This window comes from Ruegeria sp. CE9 (assembly GCF_056537425.1).
On sequence record NZ_JBQFRO010000009.1, the window covers coordinates 1 to 25,347 of the forward strand.

Consider the following 25,347-nt stretch of genomic DNA (forward strand, 5'->3'; position numbering starts at 1 on the left):
AAATCTTCTACAACCTACGCGAAGCTCAAATTCTGATCGAGCAATGGAGGAAACACTACAACACAAAACGCCCCCACAGTGCACTGGGCTAGCCCCCTCTTTCGGTACCACTAAATTGAGGTTTCTCTAATAAGGTTTCAGGCACAGGCGGGCGCATGTTCAGAGCATGATGTGGCCGGATTTGGTTGTATTGTCTGAGCCAGACATTGATGGCGACCTGAGCTTGTTTGGTTGTGTGAAACCATTCGGCGTTGAGGACTTCGCGACGGAGTGTTCCATTGAAGCGTTCGTTGTAGCCATTTTCCCACGGTGATCCTGGGTAGATCTGGATCGGTTGGATACCGACCCGTCGGAGCCACTCCTGAAGCGGTGCAGCGATGAACTCCGGGCCGTTGTCTGAACGAATAAACTCGGGCTTACCGTGTTTCATCAGCAGCCGGTGCAGAACGTCCAGAACGTCAGATGCATTCATTCTGGGTCGCACTGCCACGCAGAGCGCCTCACGGGTGTACTCATCGAGCACAGTCAGCATCTTGTAGCTCCGCCCACTGCTCAGTTTGTCTTGGACAAAATCAATCGCCCAGACATGGTTGGGATGCGTGGGCCTGAGCCGGATGACAGAGCTGTCCTTGTGGTAGAGCCGCCGTCGTTTCTTATGCCGATGTGGCAGCTGCAAGCCTTCTTCGCCCCATAATCGTTCGATCTTCTTGTGATTGACCTGCCAGCCCTCCATCCGCAAAAGCGCTGTCACTTTCCGATAACCATATCGTCCGTATTGCTTGGCCAGCCGGATCATCGCCAGGCGCAGCGCATCATCATTGGTAGGCTTGGACCGGTAGCGATGACTGGACCGCGCCACACCCAACACAGCGCAGGTTCGACGTTCCGATGTATCCAGCTTTTGGCGGGTGTGGATCACCGCCTGACGCAACCCATCAACCGTCAGGCCTTGGGCTTTAAATGATCCAGGCTCTCCTTCAGGATCAGCTTGTCGAGTTGAAGATCAGCCACGATCTTCTTAAGCCGCTCATTCTCTTTCTGAAGCGCTCGCATCTCTGACAACTGCGGCCGCCCCATGCCGCCAAACTTCTTGCGCCAGTAGTAATACGTCTTGTCTGAAATCCCCGCCTTCCGACACGCGCTCACAACATCCAAGCCATCATGCAAATGCACGTCGATCTCGCGCAAAAGTTTCAACGCATCTTCATCCGAATATCGCTTCCGAGCCATCCATCATCCCTTCCGTGACACCAAAATAGTGGCACAGTTTTACGGGGCTAAGACACGCCCGTTGGCCTCGAGATCTTTATTTCCACTTGTGGTTGCCCGCGTTGTCGTATTGGCGATTGGTGCGAGGATTTGAGAAATCCAAAAATCAATCAGACAATTCGACCAAGTTGAATCCTACTCTGCCGCGCATTCTTGCTGTACAAACGGCACAAAGTGTTCTCCATTTGAGCCCAGCTTGTTTGCCTAAGGTAATAGGACCAGCGTGACCTTACGGATAGAAAGCAAAATCCTCCTCATTCAGGCTGTTTTCTGCGACACCCTCCAGAAGTATTTCATCCCCAGGACCGTAAACCACGTAAACCCCTGAGGCATCACTGAAGATGAACAAGTCTTCAAAGCTAAGGCCCTGATCTGCAAAGCTGATTACATCCGTACCATCCTGGAAGTCTCTGATCGTGTCGACATTGTCACCTCTTCGGAATGCAAAGGTATCCGCTCCGGAGCCTCCGACCAGAATATCTCGGCCGCGCCCACCGTTGAGAGTGTCCGCTCCACCGCCGCCTTCTAACCTGTCATTTCCGTCCTCGCCAGAGAGTTCATTTGCATTTTGATCTCCCAGCAATCGGTCATTGTTGAAAGATCCGACTACATTTTCAAAGTTCACATGAGCTTCCCATACAGCGGCAAAAGTGCGGGTCCCATCGGGATTGAGAAGATAGGCATTTCCATCACCTAGGCTGAAGTCGATGGACCGGATATCCTGCGATCCTAGCGCCGTCGCAAAGCTGATTGTGTCATTACCATCGCCGCCATCGGTAACATCGGTCCCACGACCGCCATCAATCAAATCATTTCCTTGGCGGCCGTCGATCCGATCATCTCCCTCGCCGCCGGTCAGAACGTTGGCAACTTGCGATCCTGTGATGACATCATTGTTATGAGAGCCAATGACATTCTCAAAGTTGGTATGCCGCTCCCAAATGCTATCGACGGCAAGGCTCTCGTCGCGGTTGATTAGGAAAGTGTTGCCGCTGTTAACGTCAATACGAATCCCTCTCGTATCGGATGTGCCGATTGAGCGCTCAAAGCTGACGGTATCTACACCAGTTCCACCGTCGGAGGAGTCAGATCCAAACCCACCATCGACGAAATCATCCCCAGCTCCGGCCGAAATGCTATCCTCACCCCATCCTCCGTAAAGGGATTGGGAACCGGCGCCAGCCGTAATCCAGTCAGCATCGCCAGTTCCATTGACTACGTGGTCTAGCCCCTCGCTTGAAATCGTCCCATCCGGGCGTGCGAGTGTCAACGCCGCGTTAGCCCAGTTGGCATTATCGTTTCCACGACCGTCGTTTCCGTCTATCACCGCAAGGGTTAGTTTTTCGGCATCGGGATCGATGTTCACAAGGATTTCGCGCGCCGCGCTCGCGCCGGTCACAAGACCGCTGGAGAACTGTAGCACATCATCGACAAACACCTGAAACTCGACAGAACCCGCAATTCCACGAGAGTCGTCCACACCGATCAACGCGGTGAACTGAGAAAAGTCTCCACCACGCAAATCGTACACCACTTCGGACCCGGCGTGAACGCCAATGCCCGTGTCATAACTGTTTCCGTCCAACAGAAGTGGGGTCGAAACCTCGCCACCGATTGTGTCATTTGCTCCATTGAATTTAATTGGTCCCCACCCGTTCACGGAAGAGGCAGCGGAATAATCCGAAAGGAATATCTGTTGCGCGGCTAGTCCGTTAAGGTTTGCGACACCCTGCGATGTGTTTCCGTTCACATCACTGACGGTATAGCTGAACTGCGCGGGCAGCGGGGCTGCCCCCTCGGGCGTGAAGATGATTGTTCCGTTTTCACCCAAACTAACCGAGCCGCCAACGGCACCTTGCACAGAGGTGATGGTCAAACCACCACCCGAATAATCGGTATCATTGGCTAGCAGCGCCGCCTGGCTGAACTCTAGAATCTGTCCAACTTGATAGGTTAGTTGGTCATTCGCCGCATCCGGCGGCGTGGTGTTGGCTGCAACATTCACAACTGCGGTGCCCACAGACTGTGCGCCTTCTGCATCTAAAACCGTATAGTTGAACCGGGCAGCGCCTGAGAAACCTTCAGCAGGGGTGAATGACACCTCTCCTTGCGCGGTCAGCACAACGGAACCATTCACCGCATCCCCAACCGACACAAGTGTCAACTCGCCCGGCTCAGCATCCCGGTCATTGGCCAAAAGTTGATCGGCAGAAACGCTCAGCGCTTCATCAAATTCTGTTTCAAAGAAATCCGTCTCGGCGACTGGGGCATCGTTAACCGCGGCAATGTCGACTCGGGCCTGAGCGGTTGATTGGTTGCCATTGTGATCGGTGATCGTATAACCGAACGTCGCGGGTACGACACGATCCGCGTCAGGTGTGAACAGAAGGTCTCCCTCGGCAGTAATCTCGACTCCACCGCCATTCACATCCTGAACCGACACCAGCGTCAGAAAATCACCATCCGCGTCCATGTCATTTGCAATTAGCGATTGCGACGAAATTAACAGCGGAGTGTCTTCCACTGCCTGAAGCACGTCATCGACAGCCTCGGGCGCATCTTCGACAGGCGCCACGGTGATGGTGACGGTCGAGGTCACAGTGATGCCATTTGCGTCGGTCAGCGCATAGTCAAAAGACGCAAGACCATTGAAATCCGCATCGGGCGTGAAGTGGACCACACCATCTTCCAGCCTGACAGTGCCGTTTCGGGCGTTGTCGACCGCGCTCAACACCGTTGTTTCAGCGACATTTGTGTCATTTGAAAGAAGGCGTTCAACCGTGACCGTCACGGCCGTGTCTTCCTGTGTCGTCAAGACGTCCTCGCCAGGCTGCGGAGGCAGAACACGTGCATCGAATGTCGCGGGCAGACGCTCGTATGAGATATCCGCCAGCCCGATCGATCCATCGGTGAAGATTAACTGCGAGACTTCATTTCGAGGTACATTGCTGAAGTCATTGAACCAGGCATCGACGACAACGGCAAGACGCTGCCCATCGTTTAGAATTTCGAGATCAACACCCGCGCGACGGAAGGTAACATCCCCTAGCGCAAGGTCCTGAAAGTCCACTGTCGTTGTACCACCTGCAGCATCGATCAGGCTGAAAGAGGACGCAGAACTCAAAATAACGCGATTGTTGCCAGCACCGGTTGTGATGCGATCGGTGCCCTCGGTTGCGTATATTAAGTCGTTCCCTTCGCCTCCGTCCAAAACATCATTGCCACTGCCACCATCAATCAAGTCATCTCCATCATCTCCGCGAAGGATATCATTGCCCGCGCCACCGGTAACGACATCATCTCCGCGCAGACCGCTGAACGTATTATCTGCTGCGTCGCCTTCAAGAACGTCGATGTCATCAGTTCCCAGAACCACATCAAGCTTTGCTGTTTCACCAGATAGCCGCGTACGGAGGAATATCTGCGCATCCCGAGCGCCAGTGACAAAAACACCGTCAGCGAATGAGATGGTCGCAAATTGGGCTTCAATGAAACCACCGCGGATAATATTGTCCAGTGTTACGACGCGTTCGCGGTCGATGAAGATGTCGATGTCGGTGCCAGCCTGTACAAAATGGACTTCATCCGAACGCGCATCCTCAAAAACAAGCGTATTGCCTGTATCAGAGCGACTGCTGAGATTTTCGTCAATACGCGCATTACGGGCTGTCCGGTGAATGACATAAGTATCCTGACCAAGCCCGCCTTCTAGCAGGTCAGCCCCGAATTGTGCGACAAGACGGTCCGCGCCATCACCCCCATACAGTTGGTCATCCCCGATACCGCCGTCCAAACGGTCGGCACCTCCGCCTCCCGAAAGGGTGTCATTACCGCCATTACCTGTCAGGGTATTTGCACCGGAATTTCCGGTCAGAACGTCATTCAATTCGGAACCCGAGACGTTTTCGATACCGTGGACCGATCCAAAGCTGACCGCACCGGCTAGTACATCGGATTGCTGCGTTGAAAGGGTAACAAATGTGCTGTTTTCTGGGCGCAGGACAAAGACTTGTCGCCCGTCAATATCGCGATAGACAACGTCGGCCGCAGCCTCTGTGCCCTCTTCTTCTTCTTCGAGAAGTTCCTCTGTGACTTCACCACTTGCAATCAGCGCGTTCAGCGTTTCAGCGAATACATAACGGTTACCATCCTGTCTGATGCCTTCGTTCACAACATCATTTAACCGCAACGAAACCTGGTGCAGTTCAACCTGCTCTGGGTCAAAACCCTCTGGCAAAGCACCGAAAGACAGAGAAAGCGTATCGCTGCCAGTCCCCCCGTCCACGACAAAGTTGCCCGTGCCAAGGGTGACGAAAATCTGGTCATCGCCCGCTTCACCAAAAATCTGGTCAAAGCCGGTTTCGGAATAGAAGACATCCGCGCCGGCACCACCAAAAACGGTATCATTGTCATCGCCTGTGGTGGCTTCGGCATCTTCACTCCGGTCACGGAACACGTCATTGCCGTCACCAAGATTGACCTGATCATTACCGGCATTTGCAATAATCTCGTCATTTCCAGCACCGCCGGCCAAGTCGTCGCCTCTGTTGCTGCCGCTGATCGTGTCGGCTCCCGCTCCACTGTCGACGGTAAGCGCGACATCCGTGCCATCAAAGCGGTCATCCGTATCGCCGCCGTATAGGATCTGAGGTTCAAGCCCGGCGAGAACCTGAGATACAAAATACCCCGCATCAATGCGCACGCCATCCGCAAAACGGAACTCGTCGAATGCATGAGAAACCGGCACTTCAGGTGCAAACCAGCCCTCGATTGTGACACTCGCAGTTTCTGATAGGGTCAGTAACAGGGCGTCGCCAAGTTGCTGCGCCTCGACAGTACTGAAATCGATCGCCTCGAACACCAGTCGGTTTTCGGAAGACCGTTCGCCCAGCGTGGTTTCATTCAGCGTTACATGTCCCGAGGTTGCAGCAACGATATAGACATCTGAACCTTCACCGCCTGAGAGCGTATCTGCGCCCAGTCTAGAAACAAGTATGTCATCACCGTCGCCACCGTCCAAATGGTCTGTACCGTCCCCGCCGTCCAGGAAGTCACTACCAGCACGCCCGTCCAATCGGTCAGCTCCGGCGTTCCCAAGCAGAATATTGTCTTGCACGTCACCAGACAGATTGTCAGCGAACTGAGAACCATCCAAACCTTCGATTCTAAGTAGGCGGTCACCCTCCGCTTCGCCGCCGTATTGTGTTTCGAATTCCAGATCAACGGTGACACCTTCATTGGCATCCGTGTAAATCGCAAAATCTGCCAATCCCTCGCCGCCATCCAGAACGTCGCTACCTTCGCCACCGTTCAGGCGATCATTTCCGGATAGGCCGGTGAGCCGGTCATCGCCGCCTCTTCCGACCAGTACATCGTCACGACGCCCGGCTCCGTCGAGCACATCATTTCCATCTGTGCCCTGCCCGGATCCGAAGGCAAAAACCGAAAGCGGCTGGCCTTCAAGCCCATTGACGACCAGAGTTTGAGTTGCAGCACCGCTGACCTCGCCATCGGTAAACACAATCCGATCGAACGCGGTAGCGATCTGTGTCGAGATGGCGTCATTATCCAGTGCCGAAAGGTCGCTATCTTCCGGGAAAAGCGACGCCAGTGCGATCCGCGCTATAGCAATCGGTTCTCTGACTTCCTCATTCTGTGCGATTTGGTTGAATACCAGATAGCGGTCAGCGCCCGATTGTGTGAGCGTCAGCCCAATCTCATCGGATCGCAGATCCGCAAATGCGAGCCGATCAACATCTTCACCTGCCGTGATTAGGGAGTTTCGGCTTGCGCTGCTTATTGCATAGACGTCGAGACCTCGGCCACCAATCAGATGATCCTCGCCTTCGTCGGCTCTCAGCAGATCATCGTTATCGCCGCCGATAAGCGTGTCGTCACCCGCGCCGCCAATCAGAACATCCGCGCCTGAACCACCGTCGAGATGATCATTGCCATCCTCTCCGTTCAGAACATCATTCCCGTCCAGCCCGCTGAGCTCATCATTACCAGCTCCACCGCTCAGGAGGTTCTCAGCATCATCACCTTCCAAGTCGTCATCAAACCGGCTGCCGGTCAACTGTTCGATCCCCGAGAAAGTGTCTCCGTCGCTGTTTTCGCCTGTATTAAGGGACGCAAAAACACCGCTGTCCGTACGTTCGGCATAGCTGAGCAGGTCAATACCTTCGCCGCCGCGGATCACGTCTGCACCTGCCCCGCCGCTCAGTTCATCATCATCATCGCCCCCCTCAAGGACATCGGTACCTAGGCCGCCAAACAGGCGGTCATTACCGTCACCACCGCGCAAGATATCTTGCCCATCCAGCCCATAAAGCACGTTATCCTGAGTGTCGCCGTCCAGCGTATCGTCAAATCCGGACCCTTCGACATTCTCAATGGAAACATACGTATCGCCATCCGAGTTCTCCCCGGTCTCAAGATCAACTTCCACACCGACCTGGGCCGTTGAATAGGATACCGAGTCAGATCCAGCGCCGCCGTTCAGGATGTCACGTCCACTACCGCCGACCAATACATCGTTCCCGGTTCCCCCCAGTAGTGTGTCGTTATCTGCACCGCCGACAAGCAGGTCATTCCCACCCTGCCCGGCCAATGTATCAGCGCCACCATTTCCGATCAGCCGGTTGCTGCCATCGTCCCCCAGCAAACGGTCATCGAACCGGCTGCCAGTCAGGTTTTCGATATCGACAAGCCGATCCCCGTCGCTGTTCGCACCGCCATAGAGATCAGCTGTAACGCCAGTTGTGGCATTCTCATAGGTTGCGGTATCGCTACCGGCCCCACCATCCAGCACGTCCGCACCAGCACCACCATCTAGCGTATCGCTGCCCGCGCCGCCGACCAGCCGATCCTCGCCACTCAGACCTGATAGCGAATTGTCTTGTGAATCCCCTTCCAGAACATCGTCATACAGAGATCCTACAACACCTTCGATATTCCGCAGGATGTCATCATCACTGTTCTCACCCGTTGCAAGGTTGACCGTCACGCCGGTGTCGCGACCGTCGTTGTAGACGACCGAATCCAAGCCCGCACCACCGTCCAGCGTATCCGCGCCACGACCCCCGATCAAAGCATCCGCCCCGGCGTTACCATCGACCACATCGTCGCCATCTCCGGCAAACAGCGTATTTGCGTTGTCGTCACCCGCCAAATTGTCAGCAAATGCGGAGCCCACGATGTTCTCAATTCCGCTTAAGCGGTCTCCATCGTTGCTGGTACCCGCAAGCAAGTCGACATCTACGCCAGTCGCCGCAGAACTATAGAGGGCGGTATCAATACCCTCGCCACCGCGCAGAACATCGGCCCCCACTCCACCTTCCAGCGTGTCACTACCGCCGCCGCCCGAAAGCGTATCATTGCCATCATTGCCTGAAAGAGCGTTGGCCTCATTATCTCCCGTCAGCACATCGTTTGCGTCGGATCCTGCGACGTTTTCAATGCCCGAGATTGCGTCTGTGTCGGTATTCTCGCCAGTCTCAAGATTGACGCTTACACCTTCCGCACGCCCGTCAAGATAAGAAAGCGTGTCGATGCCATCACCGCCACGGATCGTATCAGCCCCCGCGCCGCCCAAAAGTAGATCTGCGCCACCCAGACCATTGAGCACATCGTCGCCGCTTCCGCCGCTGAGGACATTCTCACTATCCGTGCCCGTCAGATCGTCCGCTGCATGCGTTCCGACAATATTTTCGATACTGTCATACACATCACCATCGGAATTCTCGCCGGTGCTGAGGTTGGCGGTAATACCTGCCGTTTGCAGAAATGCCTCGTCTTCTATGGCTGCACGCAAACGGTCGTTCGCCGCTTCAAGAATCTCACGCGCTTCAGCCAGTTCTTCTGATCGTCTCACCGACAGGGATACGATACCTTCTTCTAGCTGATCCTCGAATCGACGCAAAGAGCGAATGGACTGCGGATCTGACGGATCAAATGAGGAGATCGCAGCACGGGCCTCAATCGCAGCAGCTCGGGTCTCGGTCGCAAGAACAGCCACAGCATTGGCGGATGCAAGCGCCGCCGTCGCTTCGGCAAGCGTGGACCGGGCGATGTCGACACGCTCCTGTGCCTGGGAAAGAAGCGTTTCGGCGTTCGCTGCCAATCCGCCGTCTTCCAGCAGATCGTCGAGCTCCTGTTGCGCGTCGGCCAGAGCCTCGACGGCTGTTGCGCGAACCGCGCGTGCGGCCTCTTCTTCCCTGTCAGCCACCAGTTCTTCTGCTGTAACTTCGGCCAGTCGCCGAATAGATTTTACCAGAAGCGCTTCATGAAGCTCGGATCGGGTTCGACCATCAGCCCGTAACACATCCAGTTCCTGTTCGGTCGGTTGCAACCCGTTTTCTGTGATCGTCACCAAAAGCGCATTGATCGCCTCAGCGTTCGAGGTTGTGCCCAATATGGAAGATTCTGAATCTATGAGCAGTTGAAGAGAGCTAATATCATCAAGCAACTCTTCCACGGTAGCTAGATCGCTTGTCACCGCATCATTGCGCAGCTGGGCGGAATTCAGGCTGGTTTCCGCAGCAGCCAGCCCTTCTTCGGCACGGACATGTTCGATCTGCGCAGCCTGATAGGCCTCAGTCCGGTCGGAATAACTGGCTGTATCCGACCCCTGCCCGCCTATGAGCGTGTCGACGCCGGCACCACCGACCAGAGCATCATTGCCATCGCCCCCTCTAAGTTGGTCATTCCCGTCTAAACCAGTCAGCGTGTTGCTTCCACCATCACCGATCAGAACATCATCCTGATTTGTGCCTTCCAGGTTCTCGACATTGCGAATTTCGAGATTTCCAACCTGAGAGACAGAGGCTTCAATCCCACCAATTTCCACGCCTCTGAACGAAATCGTATCGATGCCGTCCCCGCCATCAACGGAACCTTCCAGCGACCGCAAGCCATATTCATCATGTTGCAATATAAGGTCGTTGCCTGCCCCACCGCGCACCGTATCTGCACCTAGGCCACCGACCAGCAGGTCGTTTCCACCCCCGCCGTCCAATTCATCATCACCCCGACCACCGTAAATGGCGTTGTCATTTTCATCGCCGGTCAGATTGTCGTCGCTCTCACCACCGACGACGTCCTCAATTCCGTCGATTGAGGCCTGGGCATTCAGGATATCGAGCGTGAGCAAATAGAAATCGGTTATGGTCGTCAAAGAATCCGATGCTTCAGAGCGCGCCTGTTGACCCCGCAGTGAGTTGGGATCCACATTGCCATTCTGTTGCACCGATGCGTCAAACCGATAAAGTTCCGACCCATCTTTGGCAATTACAATCAGGAATTGACCATCAGTAAATACTCGGCCTTCGAAAACATCGCGGAAATAGGCTGGTTCAAGCGCGTAGGTCGGATCTGTAATCTCACCTGAGGTGAAATTTGCACTGAGATCCGGGTAAAGCAGGCCATCAAATCTGCCATCATTGGTCGTGATCGTGCGCGCAATCTGTGCGTCGGCAAGGAATCGTACCGCCCTCCCATTTTCTGCTGCTTCGGTCGCAAAGTTCGCATAGACCTGCGAAACCTCCGTTTGACCGGTTACTTTTTCCGAATACCCCAGCGAATAGGCGTCGCGATAGTATTCCCGATTTACCTCATGTACCCGACGGTAGTATTCACTAAGTTCATCTGCCGTGAAATTTGACCCACCGACCTCAAAAATCCCATTGGCGCTGCGGTTCAATTGTGCGCGGGCATCCAGTTCGGCCAGGAGATCAGATTCGAGCGTATCACGAACGGACACGTCAACATCATATATTCCGAAAGCAAGGGGACCGGCGGGATCACGTACCTGATCGGCAAACGAGAAGTTTCGCGGAACATCCCGGAACTCGCGCAAGACCGCGCCACGTACCGAAGGATCCGCCAGAATATCCGGGTCATCCGAAAACAACCGGCCTTCCAGTCGCGGCAAGCTGTATAGCTGGTTCAGAGTTGCGTTGACGTTGCTCAGCTCATCCGACAGCGCCAGACGTATGTCCGGAGAAACCTCTTCCAAACCGTTCAAACGCGCAGAGGTTGAGCCGTCTGCCAAGTTCAACTCATATCCCGGCGCAATGCGCACATAGCCGAACAGGCCCGGAACATTTGTCAATAGGGTATTGTTCGACAGATCCAGTAGATCTTGACCATCATCGCCGGAGATCGTGTTGATCCCAAGCACCGTTTCGACCCGGTCGTCTCCGTCTCCGGCAAATGCGATATCATTACCTGCTCCCAGATCAAGCAGGTCATCTCCATCGCCACCTTCGAGCAGGTCATTGCCCCTACCACCGCGCAACAGATCATTTCCAAGGCCGCCGCGCAAAATGTCATTGCCTACGCCGCCCTGGAGATCATCATCGCCACTGCCGCCGAAGATTTCATCATCCCCGCGCCCACCGAACAACAGATCGTTATCAGCACCGCCATCGATGTAGTCATTGCCCGAGCCACCGCGAATAACATCTTCGCCGCTTTCGCCAAACAGCCGGTCGTTGCCGTCGCCACCACGAATGTTGTCATCGCCGCTGCCGCCAAACACAAGATCGTCGCCGTCACCCGCATCGATGTCGTCATCGCCGCCGAAACCATAGATTTCATCGTCTCCAAGGCCCGCTCGGATCAGGTCGTCATTATCGCGACCTTCCAGAAGATTCCCCACACCAGTATCATCGATGATTGCAACGCGCAGATCGCGATTTTCCGGATCAAGCTCAGCCGCTTCCGTCAGGTTGATGTCGAGATCACGACGGGCAGCTTCAAGCTTCTCTCGGGCACCTTCGATACCCAATGTAGATGCGTCAAACATGTATTGCAGCAGATCGAAACCCTGATTGGCGTATGTATCGGTCAGACTGTCAATTCGGTCGGAATAGGCATCCGATTCGAGGTAATCTTCAAACTGCGTTTGCACGCCCGGAGGTGGGATCAGGAAGCTGATGGCAATGCTGATCGCCCCGATAACGGCATTGATCACATCAAGGATAATGGAAACCGGTTTCAAAATTTCTGCCGAACCAAGCTCAACCACCGTGCTGACGACATCCAGAACAATCGAGATTGCGTCCAACGCGGCCGATAAGCCCAGCAAGGCCGCACGCGTGGTTTCGCCATTATTGCGTGCCTCATCCGCGCCGATGGCATTTTCAACCAGTGAATAAACCCCGAGACCGATTGAAATGATGTTTCCGACTGCACCCGTGACCTTAGCAACGCGCGTGACCTGACTGCTCGCAGTGCCCCCAGCGCTTTCTACCGCATTGACGAAAGCACCGGGATTGACGGCCGCAAGCGCCGGGTAGCGACTGATATCAGCAAACTCGCCTGCCACACTGATTGCACCACCGGTGAGTGCACTGACCAGACCGTATGTTGACGACGCAACCGTAATTGCACCGACTGCACGCACGCCACCCGCATCGGGATTAAGCAGCGTGTTCAACCCCCCATATAGCCCAAAAGCCGCCGTTCCTGCACCAAAGGCAGAAAACGCCGTCGAGAACACTTCGCCTGCAATCGCTCGCGGCACATTGATCCCGGACAGACTACCTTCACCTAAGGCCGACACATTGAGAAACGCCGCATCACCGTCCGATCCGTCATCGGTCAGTCGCCGGACGCTATCTGGCGCCTCCAGACCACCGAGGCGCTCCAAGATTTGTTCCTGTGCTTCAGGGCTGTCCGCCAACCCTCGCCAGATAGGGTTATCCAGATCGGGTGCTGCACTGCCGGGATTGTCAAACTCATCAAGGTAACGATTGATCTCTGTGTTATCCCCGCTTAACAAAGAGCGGTAGATATCTGCTACTTGGCCAAGACCGGCCCTTTCAACGCTGTCCAGCAGGACATTGCCTGCCTCACGGGCCGAAAAGTTCTGCGTATTCACAACCAAATCGCCAAAGGTGCGGTTGAATTCTTGATTGAGCAGTCGGCCCTGAAGGCTTTCGACATCAAGCGAATTCGTCGCGACTGACAGGATGCGATCCGTGCTTTCGATCAGGTTGAGATCGGCGGATCCGCTTGTCGACCGCAGCACAGAGTCTACACGTCCATTGTCATTGACCGAAAACTCGTCGGACAATTGTCGGAAGACCGGATCGTTCAGCTCCGCCTCGATGAAGCTTAGCGTAGTGTCCAGATCATCCAGCAGATCAGCGGGTGACCTGTTAGCAGCGCCCACTTGGGCGGTCTTAACGGTTCCGCTTTGAACCAACCGTAACTCCAGCACCGCGTCGCCGTTGTTATTGTTGTTGCCATTGCTATTGAAGTTCAACACAAGCTCGGCATTGGTCTGATCTGGGTCGATGCCGTTGATCAGCAGGCCCGGTTGATCCAAAAGTCCGGAAACCCCCTGGGGGCTCTCGCCCTGTTGCGAACGTGCCAACGCCTCCAGCAATCCATCAGCGCGACCAGCATTTTGCAGGTCTTCAAGTGCGTCACCGATGGCGGTAAGGCTCAGACCTCGCGATACAGTTTCAAGCGATGCTTCATCGAAGCCCCCTTCGACAATCGGAGAAATACTGTCGCGAACGGCCTCTAAAAGTGTCGCCCGATCTGCATCCCACGCGGGAACGATCCCCTGCTCGCCCAGGAACTCGATGGCTAGCGCTTCGAACTCGGTGCCGGCGCTTTCCACATCCGCTTCGAACTCGTCAAGTCGTGCCTGCGCACGGGCGACCGCAATACCTTCGTCCAGCAAAATGCCCGTCTGCTGTTCCGAAATCGCGATATCTGCGAACGCATCGCCGTCCAGTGCGTTCAACTGCTCAAAGTCGTAGTTGATCGCGCGCAATGCACTGACGCCATCTGGATCCGTGACAACGTCGGCTTCGATCAGAAACCGAATACGTGCGTTAAGATCGCCGAAGTCGGACAGAGTATCTAGCTCAACTCCAGAAGATTCTAGCACCTGCTCATAAGCCCGGAACAAAGCCAGTTTCTGTTCTGCAATAGCGGCAGGATCGAGCGAGGATGCGTCGTCAATCCCGGCGGTCGGCGAGCCGAGCGCTTCAAAGTTGCGCAATAGGTCGCCGTTGTCAGATACCGAGTTTAGTAGAAATTCCAAACGGTCTTGGCCGATAGCATCGATGGACAAGTCTTCGGCTATCCCATTGTTGCCAGACGTTGCTTGATAGGCAAGTAGCGCTTCGGCAAATGGTTCGGTAAACAACCGCTCGCCGTTGGCATTTCGTTGAATTGCAACGTCGAGTGTGCGTTGTACCTCTGCGACTACCGAAACACCGTCTTGTGCAGCTAGATGCTCTAGGGCGATACGCACATCCTCAGCAGTCCCGGTACGCCCGCGTAAGGCACTACTATCGGCATTTGCAACCAGTGTCTGATAAAGCTCTAGGGATGTCGCCTCAGTTGGCTGGAAGGACCGGATGGTTTCGATACGCGCCTCAGCATCTGTGCGGAATCTGACCAATATCTGCAGGTCGGTCTCTATTCCAACTTCGTCAACAATGTTATCCAAACGCGCAAGCAGGTCGTCGCCATAAAGCCCAGTCGTGCGCCCCTCCTGCAATGAATCAATTACCGAGAACACGCGTTCCGAGAACACGTCAACCAACTCAGGCGGCAAACTGTTTTCACCTGCCAGATCCGAAATCACATTCTGAACACTCTGCGCGTATTGGGATACAAAGTCTTCAAAGATTACCTTTTCCGAAAGCGGTGATCCCGCGTATTGAACTTTGACAATTTCACGGAAACCGCTTTGTTCCAGACTCCAACGATCACTCGAATTGTAGAGCTCGTTGAAAGACGTCAACAGGTTGGAACCATCTCGGATTTCCAGAACGACACGTGCCTCGCCGTCTACAATGCTAACTGGCAATCGGCTTCCACCGTCATCTGCGATTGTGTGCTGAATAACCTGACGGCCTACAAATGGAGGCAGAAAACTTGCGTGTTCTGATCCCGAGATTTGGAATGCCTGCCCGAGGTCTAGTCGCGCCTGAACGGTCGTGTCGAAAACGCTGCTGAGCCGTCCGTCTAAGCCATCAAAGTTCAAGTTTTCAGTTTTTGCTATAGCACTAACTTCAGCTTCGAGCCGCTGCTGGAAACCCTCAGGCAAATTGGAAATCGCCGCAATGTCTTCTGGCGACAAAATAGAAGCTACGACGTCCTCTAAACTAACGCGGATTTGGATGCCTATGGCATTTTTGTTAGTATTATCGAAACCGGTGTTAGAGATTGCAACGGTAGTGGTGTAAAATAGTAGATGAGTTAGAAAAGAGTCCAATAATGGGCTGGATGTATCAGTTAGCTCGGAGGCAATTTTAAGGGCCGAACGCTGCGCACCATTAAACAAATCAAACCTATTCTCGGATACAAATAAGCCACCCAAACCGGTATTGACATCACCGATGACCGAATAACCTACCGAAAGATTGACTTGCACGGCGCCGCCGTCAATCTCTGATGCATTTTGGAACGGCGAAGCATTTGATGTAGCAAAAGCAATTGTGCCGTCATCCCGCTGAGGTGTAAGAATATATGGACGTCCAGCTTCTCCCAGTTCACTCATTATCCGCCGGTTTATTGAATCAACAAAATCAGCAAGTGGTGTTTCATCAGTTGTTAGCCGGTTAACTTCATCCTGAATGATAGCCCTTACCTCAAACCCAGCTTGATTTTGGTTGTCAGATATAGACGCCGGGCTTGTAACAATTTCCAGATCGTTTTGAGGGTTGCGATCTCTATCAAAGAAGCTGTCTGAGGTAATCGCAAGCAATGGGAACCCAAGATCGTCAAATTGAGGATCTGTGGCTGCAATGGTACGAACCCCGAACTCACCGTCCGAAAAAGTAATCGATGCATTCACAAACTCGCTTTCGAAACCAATGCGGTCTCCCACCGTATCTGTCGCCACCGCATTGGAAAAAGGATCGAACTGCACATCGGGAAGAAACAGTTCGCCACGAACCTGGTTTTCAAAGCGCGTAAATGCACCTTCTTCAAATCCACCGCTCAAGCCTTCATGGTTTATTGCAGCTCGGTGAATTTCGCGGAAAAGCAATGTCGCATTACCGTGGGACAGCCCGCTTTCATAATCTGCGTTTATCCTAATCACGGATGAAGTACCGCTCAGATCAGTCGCGGCGGTCGGATCGATCGCCAACGCGCGGGCGAAATCTCCGGTTGCTGAGTCAGCAAAGTCTGGTTCCAGATATAAGACAAGTTGAGTTCCTGCTGGTAAATCGCGATTGGCAGTCGAACTCAAACCGGAAAACGCATCCAGATCGGTGATTTGCCTAATTTCCGGTGTCGGGTTTTGCAGGATACGGTCTAGAGAATTGCGGCTCGCGTTTGTCGAGAAGAAAACATCCAAATCCCCTTGCACCTTTCTCAGTATCCCATTCAATTCCGCATCCGTGCTAAGCCCGCGCAGGTCTTCCGAAATGACAATTTGTATCTGGGGAATATCCTCACCATCTGGTCCGATCACGCTAATCACATCAGCGGGCGCGGCCAGGACCGCGTCCAATTGATCTGCGATCTCAGGGGACGTTGAGGCGCTCTCCTGAAGACGGGCGACATTCCCGTCCCCTTGCGCTTCGATGAACACCTGCCTGTCTTCAAGGCTGGCATATTCGTCCGCAGTCTCCGCCAAACCTCGTGCAAAAGCGTCGACATCAAGGTTTCTTTGTGCAAGCCGATCATAGACTCCGGCAAAAGCGTCGATTACGTCAGGATCATTATAGATCCCGTTGGCGACTTCCCTGATGATCTCGCCGTCTTCGTCGACAGGTGCCGTAACAAGAGAAGATTCGTAGATGTCGTTGGTCAGAACTCTGACAAAATCATCCGCTGATCCGGAACGGCTTCGGACAGCGTCGTCTGTCAGGTCCAATACATCGGTCAATTGTTCATAAATAACGTAGTCGCCTCGGGTGACACCATTGCTGGCAGAGGCCGAAACCTCCAGGTTGCCGAGCGCCAGCGCTTCGGGGCCTAGGTTTGACTCTAAGTCGCCCGTCGACGAGAAACGGGCCCGGTTGATAGCGAGCCCAAGCTCATCACCCAGATCAGACAGGTCCGCAACGGTTGTGGTTCCCAGATCCAGGCTTTGTAAACGGGTGTTCAGATCGCGGATTTCCGCCTGCAGTGTTGCGGACAGACCACGAGGGTCAGCGGCCGCTTGGGCAGCAAGGTCAGCAGACGCTGCAACTAACACATCGCCCTGACGGCGCAGAAAGTCATTCTGGGCCTGGGTGATCCCTTCGATGGGCTGCCGAAACAGAAGTTCGTCCTGAACAAAAAACAGATCATTCAGACCGGCGATTTCGCGCGGGTTTTCTGTTTCTGATATAATGCGTTGTATCGTCGGGTAAGTGCTTGTAATATCGCGCAGAACAGCGATACGGTTGGACGCATCCGCGTCAACAAATGTGCCGGCAGGACGCGATTGCAGATCAAGCAGAGTGTCTGGATTTACCACATTATCCGTAAGAGTGACGGTTCTGGTGTTACCGTCGTAGGCATAATACGACGCCGAACCCAGTGACCCGTCGCCAGCACGGCTGGTAACAAGCATAACGGAATCCGCTTGCTGTGGAATTGCCCCACTGAGCACATCCGAAATTATTGCACGTAGGTCGGAAATCGCAGCGCCGTCCGGAGAACCCGTTGACGCTCTGCCAAACCAATCGAGAAGATCTGCATCAAGCGCTTCCAGCTCTATTCGCTGAAGCTGGGTCAGATCATCGCCGCGTGTGAAAGAGGTGCTTTGATGGTTGAAACTTGCCGGTTGTGACACAATTGTGCGGTTGCCATCCGCGCTGATCGTCACCGTCGAAATCTGAGCATCCGCAGTCGTCGGCAAGGTCAGCCTGCTCAGTACGCCAGTGCTAACTTCGGTCAGATCCAGCTGAGGAAAGTCATCTGGAGTTGAAATTTGTGCGGTGCTGAGCTGTTGGAAAAGCACATTCACAGTGTCTTCGGCCTGTGGGCTAAGATTGCCTTGCGAATAGGCTTGCAGCACATCTGACCGATGTCGATCTAGAGCCTCTTGTATCGCTGGGCTTCTGGAGGAGTCAAAGCTCTCAAGCAACGAAGAAGAAAGGTCTGCGCGCTGCTGCGCCGTTGCACGTGAAAACAGTGAGTCTAAGCTATCTTGCGCCCGGCTGATCTGCGCAGCCGCGTCAGGACCTTCGAGACTAAGAACTTCGCTCTCATATTGGCGTACATATTGGTCGATCACCGCTCGGTCGGACCGACTGTCGAAAACCGGCAATAGATCAAGTTCCAGGCGGATCTGGTTATCTGTCGTGCGCAAACTCCCGTTGGTGACCTGGTCCGCCTGCCCTGCAATCTGTTCAGATGCCAAAGCTAATTGTCGATAAAGGACAGGAAGGTCCACATCACCAATCCCGCGATCAAATCGGGGATCAAGCTGCACAAGACTGACTGAACCCAGGTTGCCAGACTCAGCAGCTTGACGATTAAATGCCCGCGCGGTGCTTACGGCATCGTCAGCCTGCAACACGATGCGTGGTTCAAGCGCTATGACCAGATTGACGTTGTTTGGTAACGGAGTTGTATCCTGAGTCGAGCCAGTGAAAGGCAGCCGATCCGCCAGTGTTCCAAGAGTTTGCGGACGCCCCGTTCCAGAAATGTTTAATGCGAGATTATCATAGATTTGTTGTCCACTAGAAGTCTCAAACAATCTAGCTAGATCATCAAGCAAGCCGTTCAAATCGGATTGGATTTCCGACACGGAACGTTGCTGTTGATAATTCTCCGAGATATACACACCGACGCTCGCGGTGGTAACTTCACCATTTACGACACGATCAAAATCGAGTGTCACCAACCGTCCCTGTTGGTTGACCTCAAAGTCCGAGATGTCAGCTTCCAGGCCCACAACATTGGCAACTTCCAACGCGGAGGCAGTATCCGGCAGTTCAATAGCGCGAATAACAGGCTCTGACGTTTCAGTTGGATTTTCGCGCACGGCATATGTGGTATTCCGCCCGCCTTCAGGATCGACGCGCAATTCGACTCTCTGAAATGCTGCATTGTCGGGTTCGATCACATCGCTGTCCACGGCAGGGGAGTTCAGCCGTTCCTGCAGTGTTGCCCCTTCCTGCAATTTGCGAACTGTCAGGCGGCCATCGGATCTTTCCTCCAAGACGTCGTACACGTCGCCTGTCAGGCGGTCGATAATCAGACTTCGAGTGCTACCTGGCTCCCGAGCCGCCAATCGATCATATAACGCTTCGTTTGTTGTAGGCGTCGCTTCCAAAACGGGATAGACATTTTCCGTCTCAGTTACTTGCAGTACCTGACTGACGCCGCTGCCTTCCGGAGTTTCAAGGATCTGTATTGTGTTGGATCCGCTGCCAAGCTCGAAGACAACTTCTCCAGTAACCGAGACATTATCAGGCGTACTTGGCAGTGACTGCGTGCTATCTTCAGATGTCGATTCATTGCTGGTTGTAAGAGTATCAGGCATGGTACATTTACTCCGCTTACGGCGGCATATTCTGTTCCGCCGACATTATTCTGCCGCAGTTGATCACCACCGAAATCCCGGAGTCATCCAGAGGTTTTCGAGTTGGTCTGCTTGAGCAGGTTGCTGATGAGCTTCAATTTTCTGCCAGCATCCTCGGCGGAATACGGTTGGGAAAAGAGAGCTTTCGGTCTCGCAACAAGAGCTAGCAACGCAAAAAGATTTTTGGAAATTAGCAAAAGTTATATTAATCATAACGAACTTAAATACTCACGCATTTCGTGAGGGGTATCAGAAAAAAAGCATTTTGTTCCAATCCATTAAGGATAAAATTCTAACTCATACTATTATTCAATCGCTGTCATTGAATAAATTGTGATGGTGCGATACCGCATGCTGTTGTTTATGTCGCACGAAGACCATCAAGTTTTGTACCATCTTGATACTCATGACCCCTAAACCGCAGCTGAAGGCCCAATTCCAAAACGGTAAATCCACTGTCGCCTAGCTTGTGATAAATCGGACGGCGCTGAAGTAATTCTAGCTGTCTTCCGATTATAAGCGTTCACAGCATTCTGTAACTACGTTGAACGGTACGTAGAAGGTTTAAGCTACGATGCTGGGCAGTCACACGATTGGTTTTGAGAACGCCGTCTCAATGGGGTTCAAGTCGGGCAGTATAGGGTACGTACAAGAAACAGCATTGGGCACAGCGGTATTCTTGTGCGCGGTAAGGTTATAATAGGTGCAGCCGGTTCGCGATTCCGGTCCTGAAACCGTCACTCTTTTGATTTATGTATCGAACACCAAGCCATCATTGATGGCCCAAGTCACCATCAATGCGTCGAAGCTAAGACCTAATGTACAAGTTTGCATGCCAAATGATCTAATGGATGTCTCCATAAGGTGCCGCCTTGAAGCACGGCACCTGCCCGCCTACTCGTCGGATAGCAATGTCCAAACGTGCCCAGGTGGCCTGTGAATACCTCAATCGCCGCATCCGCGGGGGCGCAATTGGCCCTTCGTCACTTTCGGAAATCGCGTTCGAAGCACAACGGGCCAGGATGCTGAAATGATCCAACCTCCTAAATACGACAAGCCACAAATCAACATCAGGCATTCTTGGCGCTTCACGTTTCTCTGAATGATCTGGTGAAATAATCTGTCAATGGCTTTGTAAGATAGCTTAGGGGGGATCGGTCACCTGTTTTTATGAAGGCCTCAACCGGCATACCGGGCAACAGCGTCTGATCGCCAAGTTTTAGAACTTCACCTTCGGCGGGAATCAACTCGACCTGAAAATAAGATGCGCCCGTAGCCTCATCCACTAGAACATCCGCGGACAGATTTGTAACAAGGCCAGTGATTTCGGGCGTCAAACGTTGATCAAACGCGGCGAATCGCAAAGTTGCGGTCTGTCCGATCTTGATCTGATCTACGTGGATTGGTTCCACTCGGGCCGAGACTACCAATTGCCGGTTTTGCGGGACAATATACATGATCGGATCTGCGCGGCTTACCACTGATTGCAGGGCAAAAACCCGCAATCCGAATATGACGCCATCTACAGGAGCGCGTACATCTGTCTTCGATAAAGTCTGCATCATACTCAGTCGGCGCTGGACAAGCTCTACCTCCTGAATCTGAAGATCTCGAAGCGTGGATACAGCCTCTTCACGTAGCCTCGTGGTCAACGCTACCTTCTGGATCTCCAGCGCAGCTATTTGTCCGCTGAGTTGTGCGATCATCGCCCGAATACTGCCAATTTCACCCATGATACGTGCGTCTTCGCGCTGTAAAGCCGAAACACGCGCGGCCGGCGCCAGGCCCTTCTCTAACAAAGTGCTGCTATCGGACAGTTCATTTACAATCAGTGTCTGCTGCCGTTCAAGGGCTGCCAGCTGAGCCCTCGAGCCGTCAATCTGATTTTCCGTCTGCGATATTTGCTCGGAAAGCTGCTCAGTGTTGTGTCTTAATGTGTCTGCTCGTACCAAAAAAAGCCTGCGCTGCCCATCGATCAGCGCCTGAATTTCGGGATGGTCCTTGGCAAGGACCATCAGATCATCTGATATTACTAATTCTGTCAATCCGTCTCGTTCCGCTTGCAACCGGGCTTTTCGGGCAAAAACTTCGAACAACTGCCCTTCAATGATCGCCAGCTCGGTACGCAATTGCTGATCGTCAAAACGCAATACCACATCTCCGGCAGATACGAGATCTCCATCTTTGACGTAAATTGCCCCTACGACCCCTCCTTCCGGGTGTTGAACAACTTGCCGATTGGTCTCAACTTGGGTCATTCCCGACGCGACAACAGCCCCTGCAATCCGCGCCTGAACGCCCCAATACCCCAGCACACCAACCAGCAGACCGAGAGTGAGTGCGCCAATGATGATCGTTCCTGTCGCTTTCCATTCATCCTTAGCTGATTGGTTCATGCTATTGCCACCTTTGCGTGAGCTCGCTTGATGTCTTCTACATTGCTGACCGTGGATTTGAGAACTTCGTCGCGGGATCCATCCGCGCGAACACGGCCAGCCTCAATAACCACCAGGCGATCACATTCGGATATGGCTGTGGGGCGATGAGTCATGATGATCGTGGTACGGCCGTCTGCCTTGAAATCGCGAATGGCATCGTTCAAGGCCAGCGAGCCCTCATTGTCCAATGCCGAGTTAGGTTCATCCAACAGCAGCAGAACTGGATTATTGTAAAAAGCTCGTGCCAGAGCGATGCGCTGCCGTTGTCCGCCTGACAGCTGACTGTCATCGCCATGTACGATTGTCTTGTAGCCTGCTGGCAAAGACAGGATCATTTCATGGGCATTTGCTCGTTTGGCAGCTTCGACAACTTTGTCTTCATCCGGATTGATAGACATACGCGCGATGTTTTCCGAGACCGTTCCCGAAAAAAGAACCACATTCTGCGGTAGATACCCGATGTAAGAGCCCAGATCATCCGGATCATATTGGTCAAGAGTAGCGCCCCCTAACCGAACTTCCCCGTTAGTCGGGCGATGCAGTCCCAGCAGCGTCTTCGCAAGGGTGGTCTTACCTGATCCACTGCTACCAATAACACCCAGCACTTCTCCATCTCCCAGATAAAAAGAAATCCCGTGTAAGGTTGGCGATTTGGCCCCCGGCGGGATCACCGTCACACCATTGAAAGAGATGTTTGCATGCGGTCGCGGCAAGGTGTGTGATGTTTCTTCTGTCGGTGTTGTTTCCAGCAACTGTCCGAGAGAAGACCAGGCACCCCGGGCACGCTGAACCATACCCCACTGCCCAAGGGCTTGCTGGATAGGGGCAAGGGCACGCCCCAACAATATGGAACTGGCAATCATCGCACCACCAGTAGCCTGGTTCTGCAGGACCAGATAAGCACCTAGCGCAAGCATCGCAGATTGCAGAAAAAGCCTAAAGGTCTTGCCGAAGGACGAAAAGAAACCTGTCCAATCTGTAGAGTGAATGGATTGGCCGAGTGCATCAATGCGCATTGCATCCCAACGCTCGGTGATATCGGTGCGCATGCCCTGTGCCCGAACGATTTCCGCTGAGCGGCGTGCCTGTTCGGCAAAACTCTGGGCCTGTTGAGTCGCCTGTTGGGCCGCAAGTGTCTTTGATTTGGTAAACCAATTATTGAGCAACGTCGTCGTAACCAATACACCGCTGCCAAATATCGCCATCCAACCTAGCCAGGGGTGGAATACAAATATCGCTGCGATGAACACCGGCGTCCAAGGAATGTCGAATAGTGCAATCATAACCGGGGAAGTGAACAATGTGCGAATACTTTCGAGATCTTGAAGACCACCGGATGGTGCGGCTCTTTCCATCGGCAATATGCCGCGTTTCAAAACGGCCGAGAAGACTCGACGATCCAATATTCGTTGAAAGCGAGCCCCAAACCTCGCCAAAATACGGCTTCGAGCATAGTCCAAGACAGTCATCAACCCGTAGAGCACGACAACCAGGAGAAAAAGCGCCGCAAGTGTTTCTTCGGACCCTGACGATAAAACTCGGTCGTACACCTGAAGCATGAACAGCGGCCCCGTCAACATCAGCAAATTTACAAAAACACTGAATAAGAACACTGCCCATAAGAACTTAGCCCCTGCCCGGCGGGCGTTTTGCAACTCATTCACTCCGGGGTGCACCATTATCTCGATCCTGTATCGACATATTAATCCGAGTTTGCCGGGCGACACTGGTCGGTATCAGCACAGCCGAACGTCTGTCGCACTTAGAAAGACTGAATTGGCAACCGTTCTAATTGCGCGTTCTATTAAATATCTTTTGATCCGATCAGCGGTGAGCAGCAATCGCAGTCACAATGAATTTAGCTGTACGGAAAGTTATTTTCGACGCAGAAGTATTGTCGGGGTTCTCTTTACTTTTCATGCCGTTATCTCGGCTATGATTCGATGGGAAAGAAAGCGCTCACATTCATTCACGCAATGGTTCAATATCGTTTGCTAATATTCCACTGCCACAGGCAACGAGAAAGCGTCGTGAGCGAGGAATTCACATGGCAAACTCTGTAGAACAAAGCGCGTCGGAGCTATGTTTGAACTGAAAGAAGCATACCACGCCCAATGAACATTCCGGCCCTTGGTTCATATGACCTGCCGTTCGAAAACTATCGTGTTTGGCGCTAGAATTTTCTACTTGTGTTCCTGTGAGTCAGAGAACGAAAATCTATGAACAAAAGCAAGGTTACACGATCGCAGAGCGTGCTCATTGAACGCAGGCAGACGATAGCACATCGTTTGCGTCGTTCTCAAGGAGGGTCGGATTTACGGATCTGTTGCAAAGTTTCTTACTGACCGAAGAGTTGACACCGAACCCGCGGCTCATGCCGCCAGTTCCGCAAACTGACGAAACGGACAGATTCCGGGCGTGAGCTGACTTTTGCGGATCATGTGTGCCACTTCGATCCCGTCCAGTGTAGCCGCCGCTGAAGCGAAGGCCTTGAACCCCAGCATCGGGCGAGTTCGTCTTTTGATGAAACGATGGTCCTGTTCCACGATGTTGTTCAAGTATTTCCGCCTGATCATTTCAATTGGGACCGGGCAACCAAAACCTTTCAGCATCTTGTTGACGGCTTTGAGGCCAGCGGTGTTCGCTCCGCTTTTGTCGATGACAATCTTTCTCGGAAGGCCGTTGACCTCCAGCATTCGGGCGAAGAATTTGGTGGCTGCGGGTTTGTTCCGACGTCCTGAAAGCATGAAATCAAGCGTCTTGCCGTGCTTGTCTACGGCACGATAGAGATAAACCCAGCTACCTTTCACCTTAATGTAAGTCTCGTCCATTCTCCAGGAGCGGTCGCACGGTCTCTTTCGACGACACGCAACATCGGCAATTGCACTAGCGTATTTTGTCACCCAACGGTTCAGCGTGATGTGGTCAACCGAAACTCCACGCTCGGACATGATTTCTTCAAGGTCACGGTACGACACGCCGTATCGAAGGTAGAAGAACACAGCAAAGAGGATCACATCCTTGGGATATTGCGCGCCTTTAAAGGAGATCATGAGCTGGCTTTCGGCTGAATTTCACCGGTCGCTATTCACTCTCTGCGTTCTTGAGCGTCAATGGCAAAAAGTTTGCAACAGATCCTCT

General features: G+C 53.3%; 7 protein-coding genes. 1 reads left to right on the forward strand and 6 read right to left on the reverse strand.

Features of this window, described 5'->3' with window-relative positions:
• Window positions 1-92 (forward strand): integrase core domain-containing protein (locus ACR0B3_RS16285; protein WP_480810139.1); only part of this gene is annotated, 92 nt, incomplete at its 5' end.
• On the opposite strand, the gene ACR0B3_RS16290 is transcribed toward ACR0B3_RS16285, so the two are convergent.
• The 6 genes from ACR0B3_RS16290 to ACR0B3_RS16315 all read right to left on the reverse strand — a co-directional run bounded on the left by ACR0B3_RS16290 (window position 89) and on the right by ACR0B3_RS16315 (window position 25,259).
• Complete coding sequence (locus ACR0B3_RS16290) at window positions 89-919, reverse strand: IS3 family transposase (protein ID WP_480809994.1); 831 nt, start codon at window positions 917-919, stop codon at window positions 89-91. The genes ACR0B3_RS16285 and ACR0B3_RS16290 overlap by 4 nt on opposite strands.
• Before the next feature lie 23 nt (window positions 920-942).
• Window positions 943-1,230, reverse strand: a complete 288-nt coding sequence (locus tag ACR0B3_RS16295; RefSeq protein WP_170548140.1) for a transposase — start codon at window positions 1,228-1,230, stop codon at window positions 943-945.
• Window positions 1,231-1,498: 268 nt separating this feature from the next.
• Window positions 1,499-19,729: a cadherin-like domain-containing protein gene (locus ACR0B3_RS16300; protein WP_480809995.1), complete on the reverse strand. Its 18,231-nt coding sequence runs from the start codon at window positions 19,727-19,729 to the stop codon at window positions 1,499-1,501.
• 1,127 nt (window positions 19,730-20,856) lie between these two features.
• Window positions 20,857-22,164: an HlyD family type I secretion periplasmic adaptor subunit gene (locus tag ACR0B3_RS16305; RefSeq protein ID WP_480809996.1), complete on the reverse strand. Its 1,308-nt coding sequence runs from the start codon at window positions 22,162-22,164 to the stop codon at window positions 20,857-20,859.
• Window positions 22,161-23,885 (reverse strand): type I secretion system permease/ATPase, encoded by a 1,725-nt coding sequence (locus tag ACR0B3_RS16310; protein WP_480810140.1) that lies wholly within the window; start codon window positions 23,883-23,885, stop codon window positions 22,161-22,163. The genes ACR0B3_RS16305 and ACR0B3_RS16310 overlap by 4 nt, the downstream gene beginning before the upstream one ends.
• Before the next feature lie 693 nt (window positions 23,886-24,578).
• Complete coding sequence (locus ACR0B3_RS16315; RefSeq protein WP_480809997.1) at window positions 24,579-25,259, reverse strand: IS6 family transposase; 681 nt, start codon at window positions 25,257-25,259, stop codon at window positions 24,579-24,581.
• Window positions 25,260-25,347 lie beyond the last annotated feature (88 nt).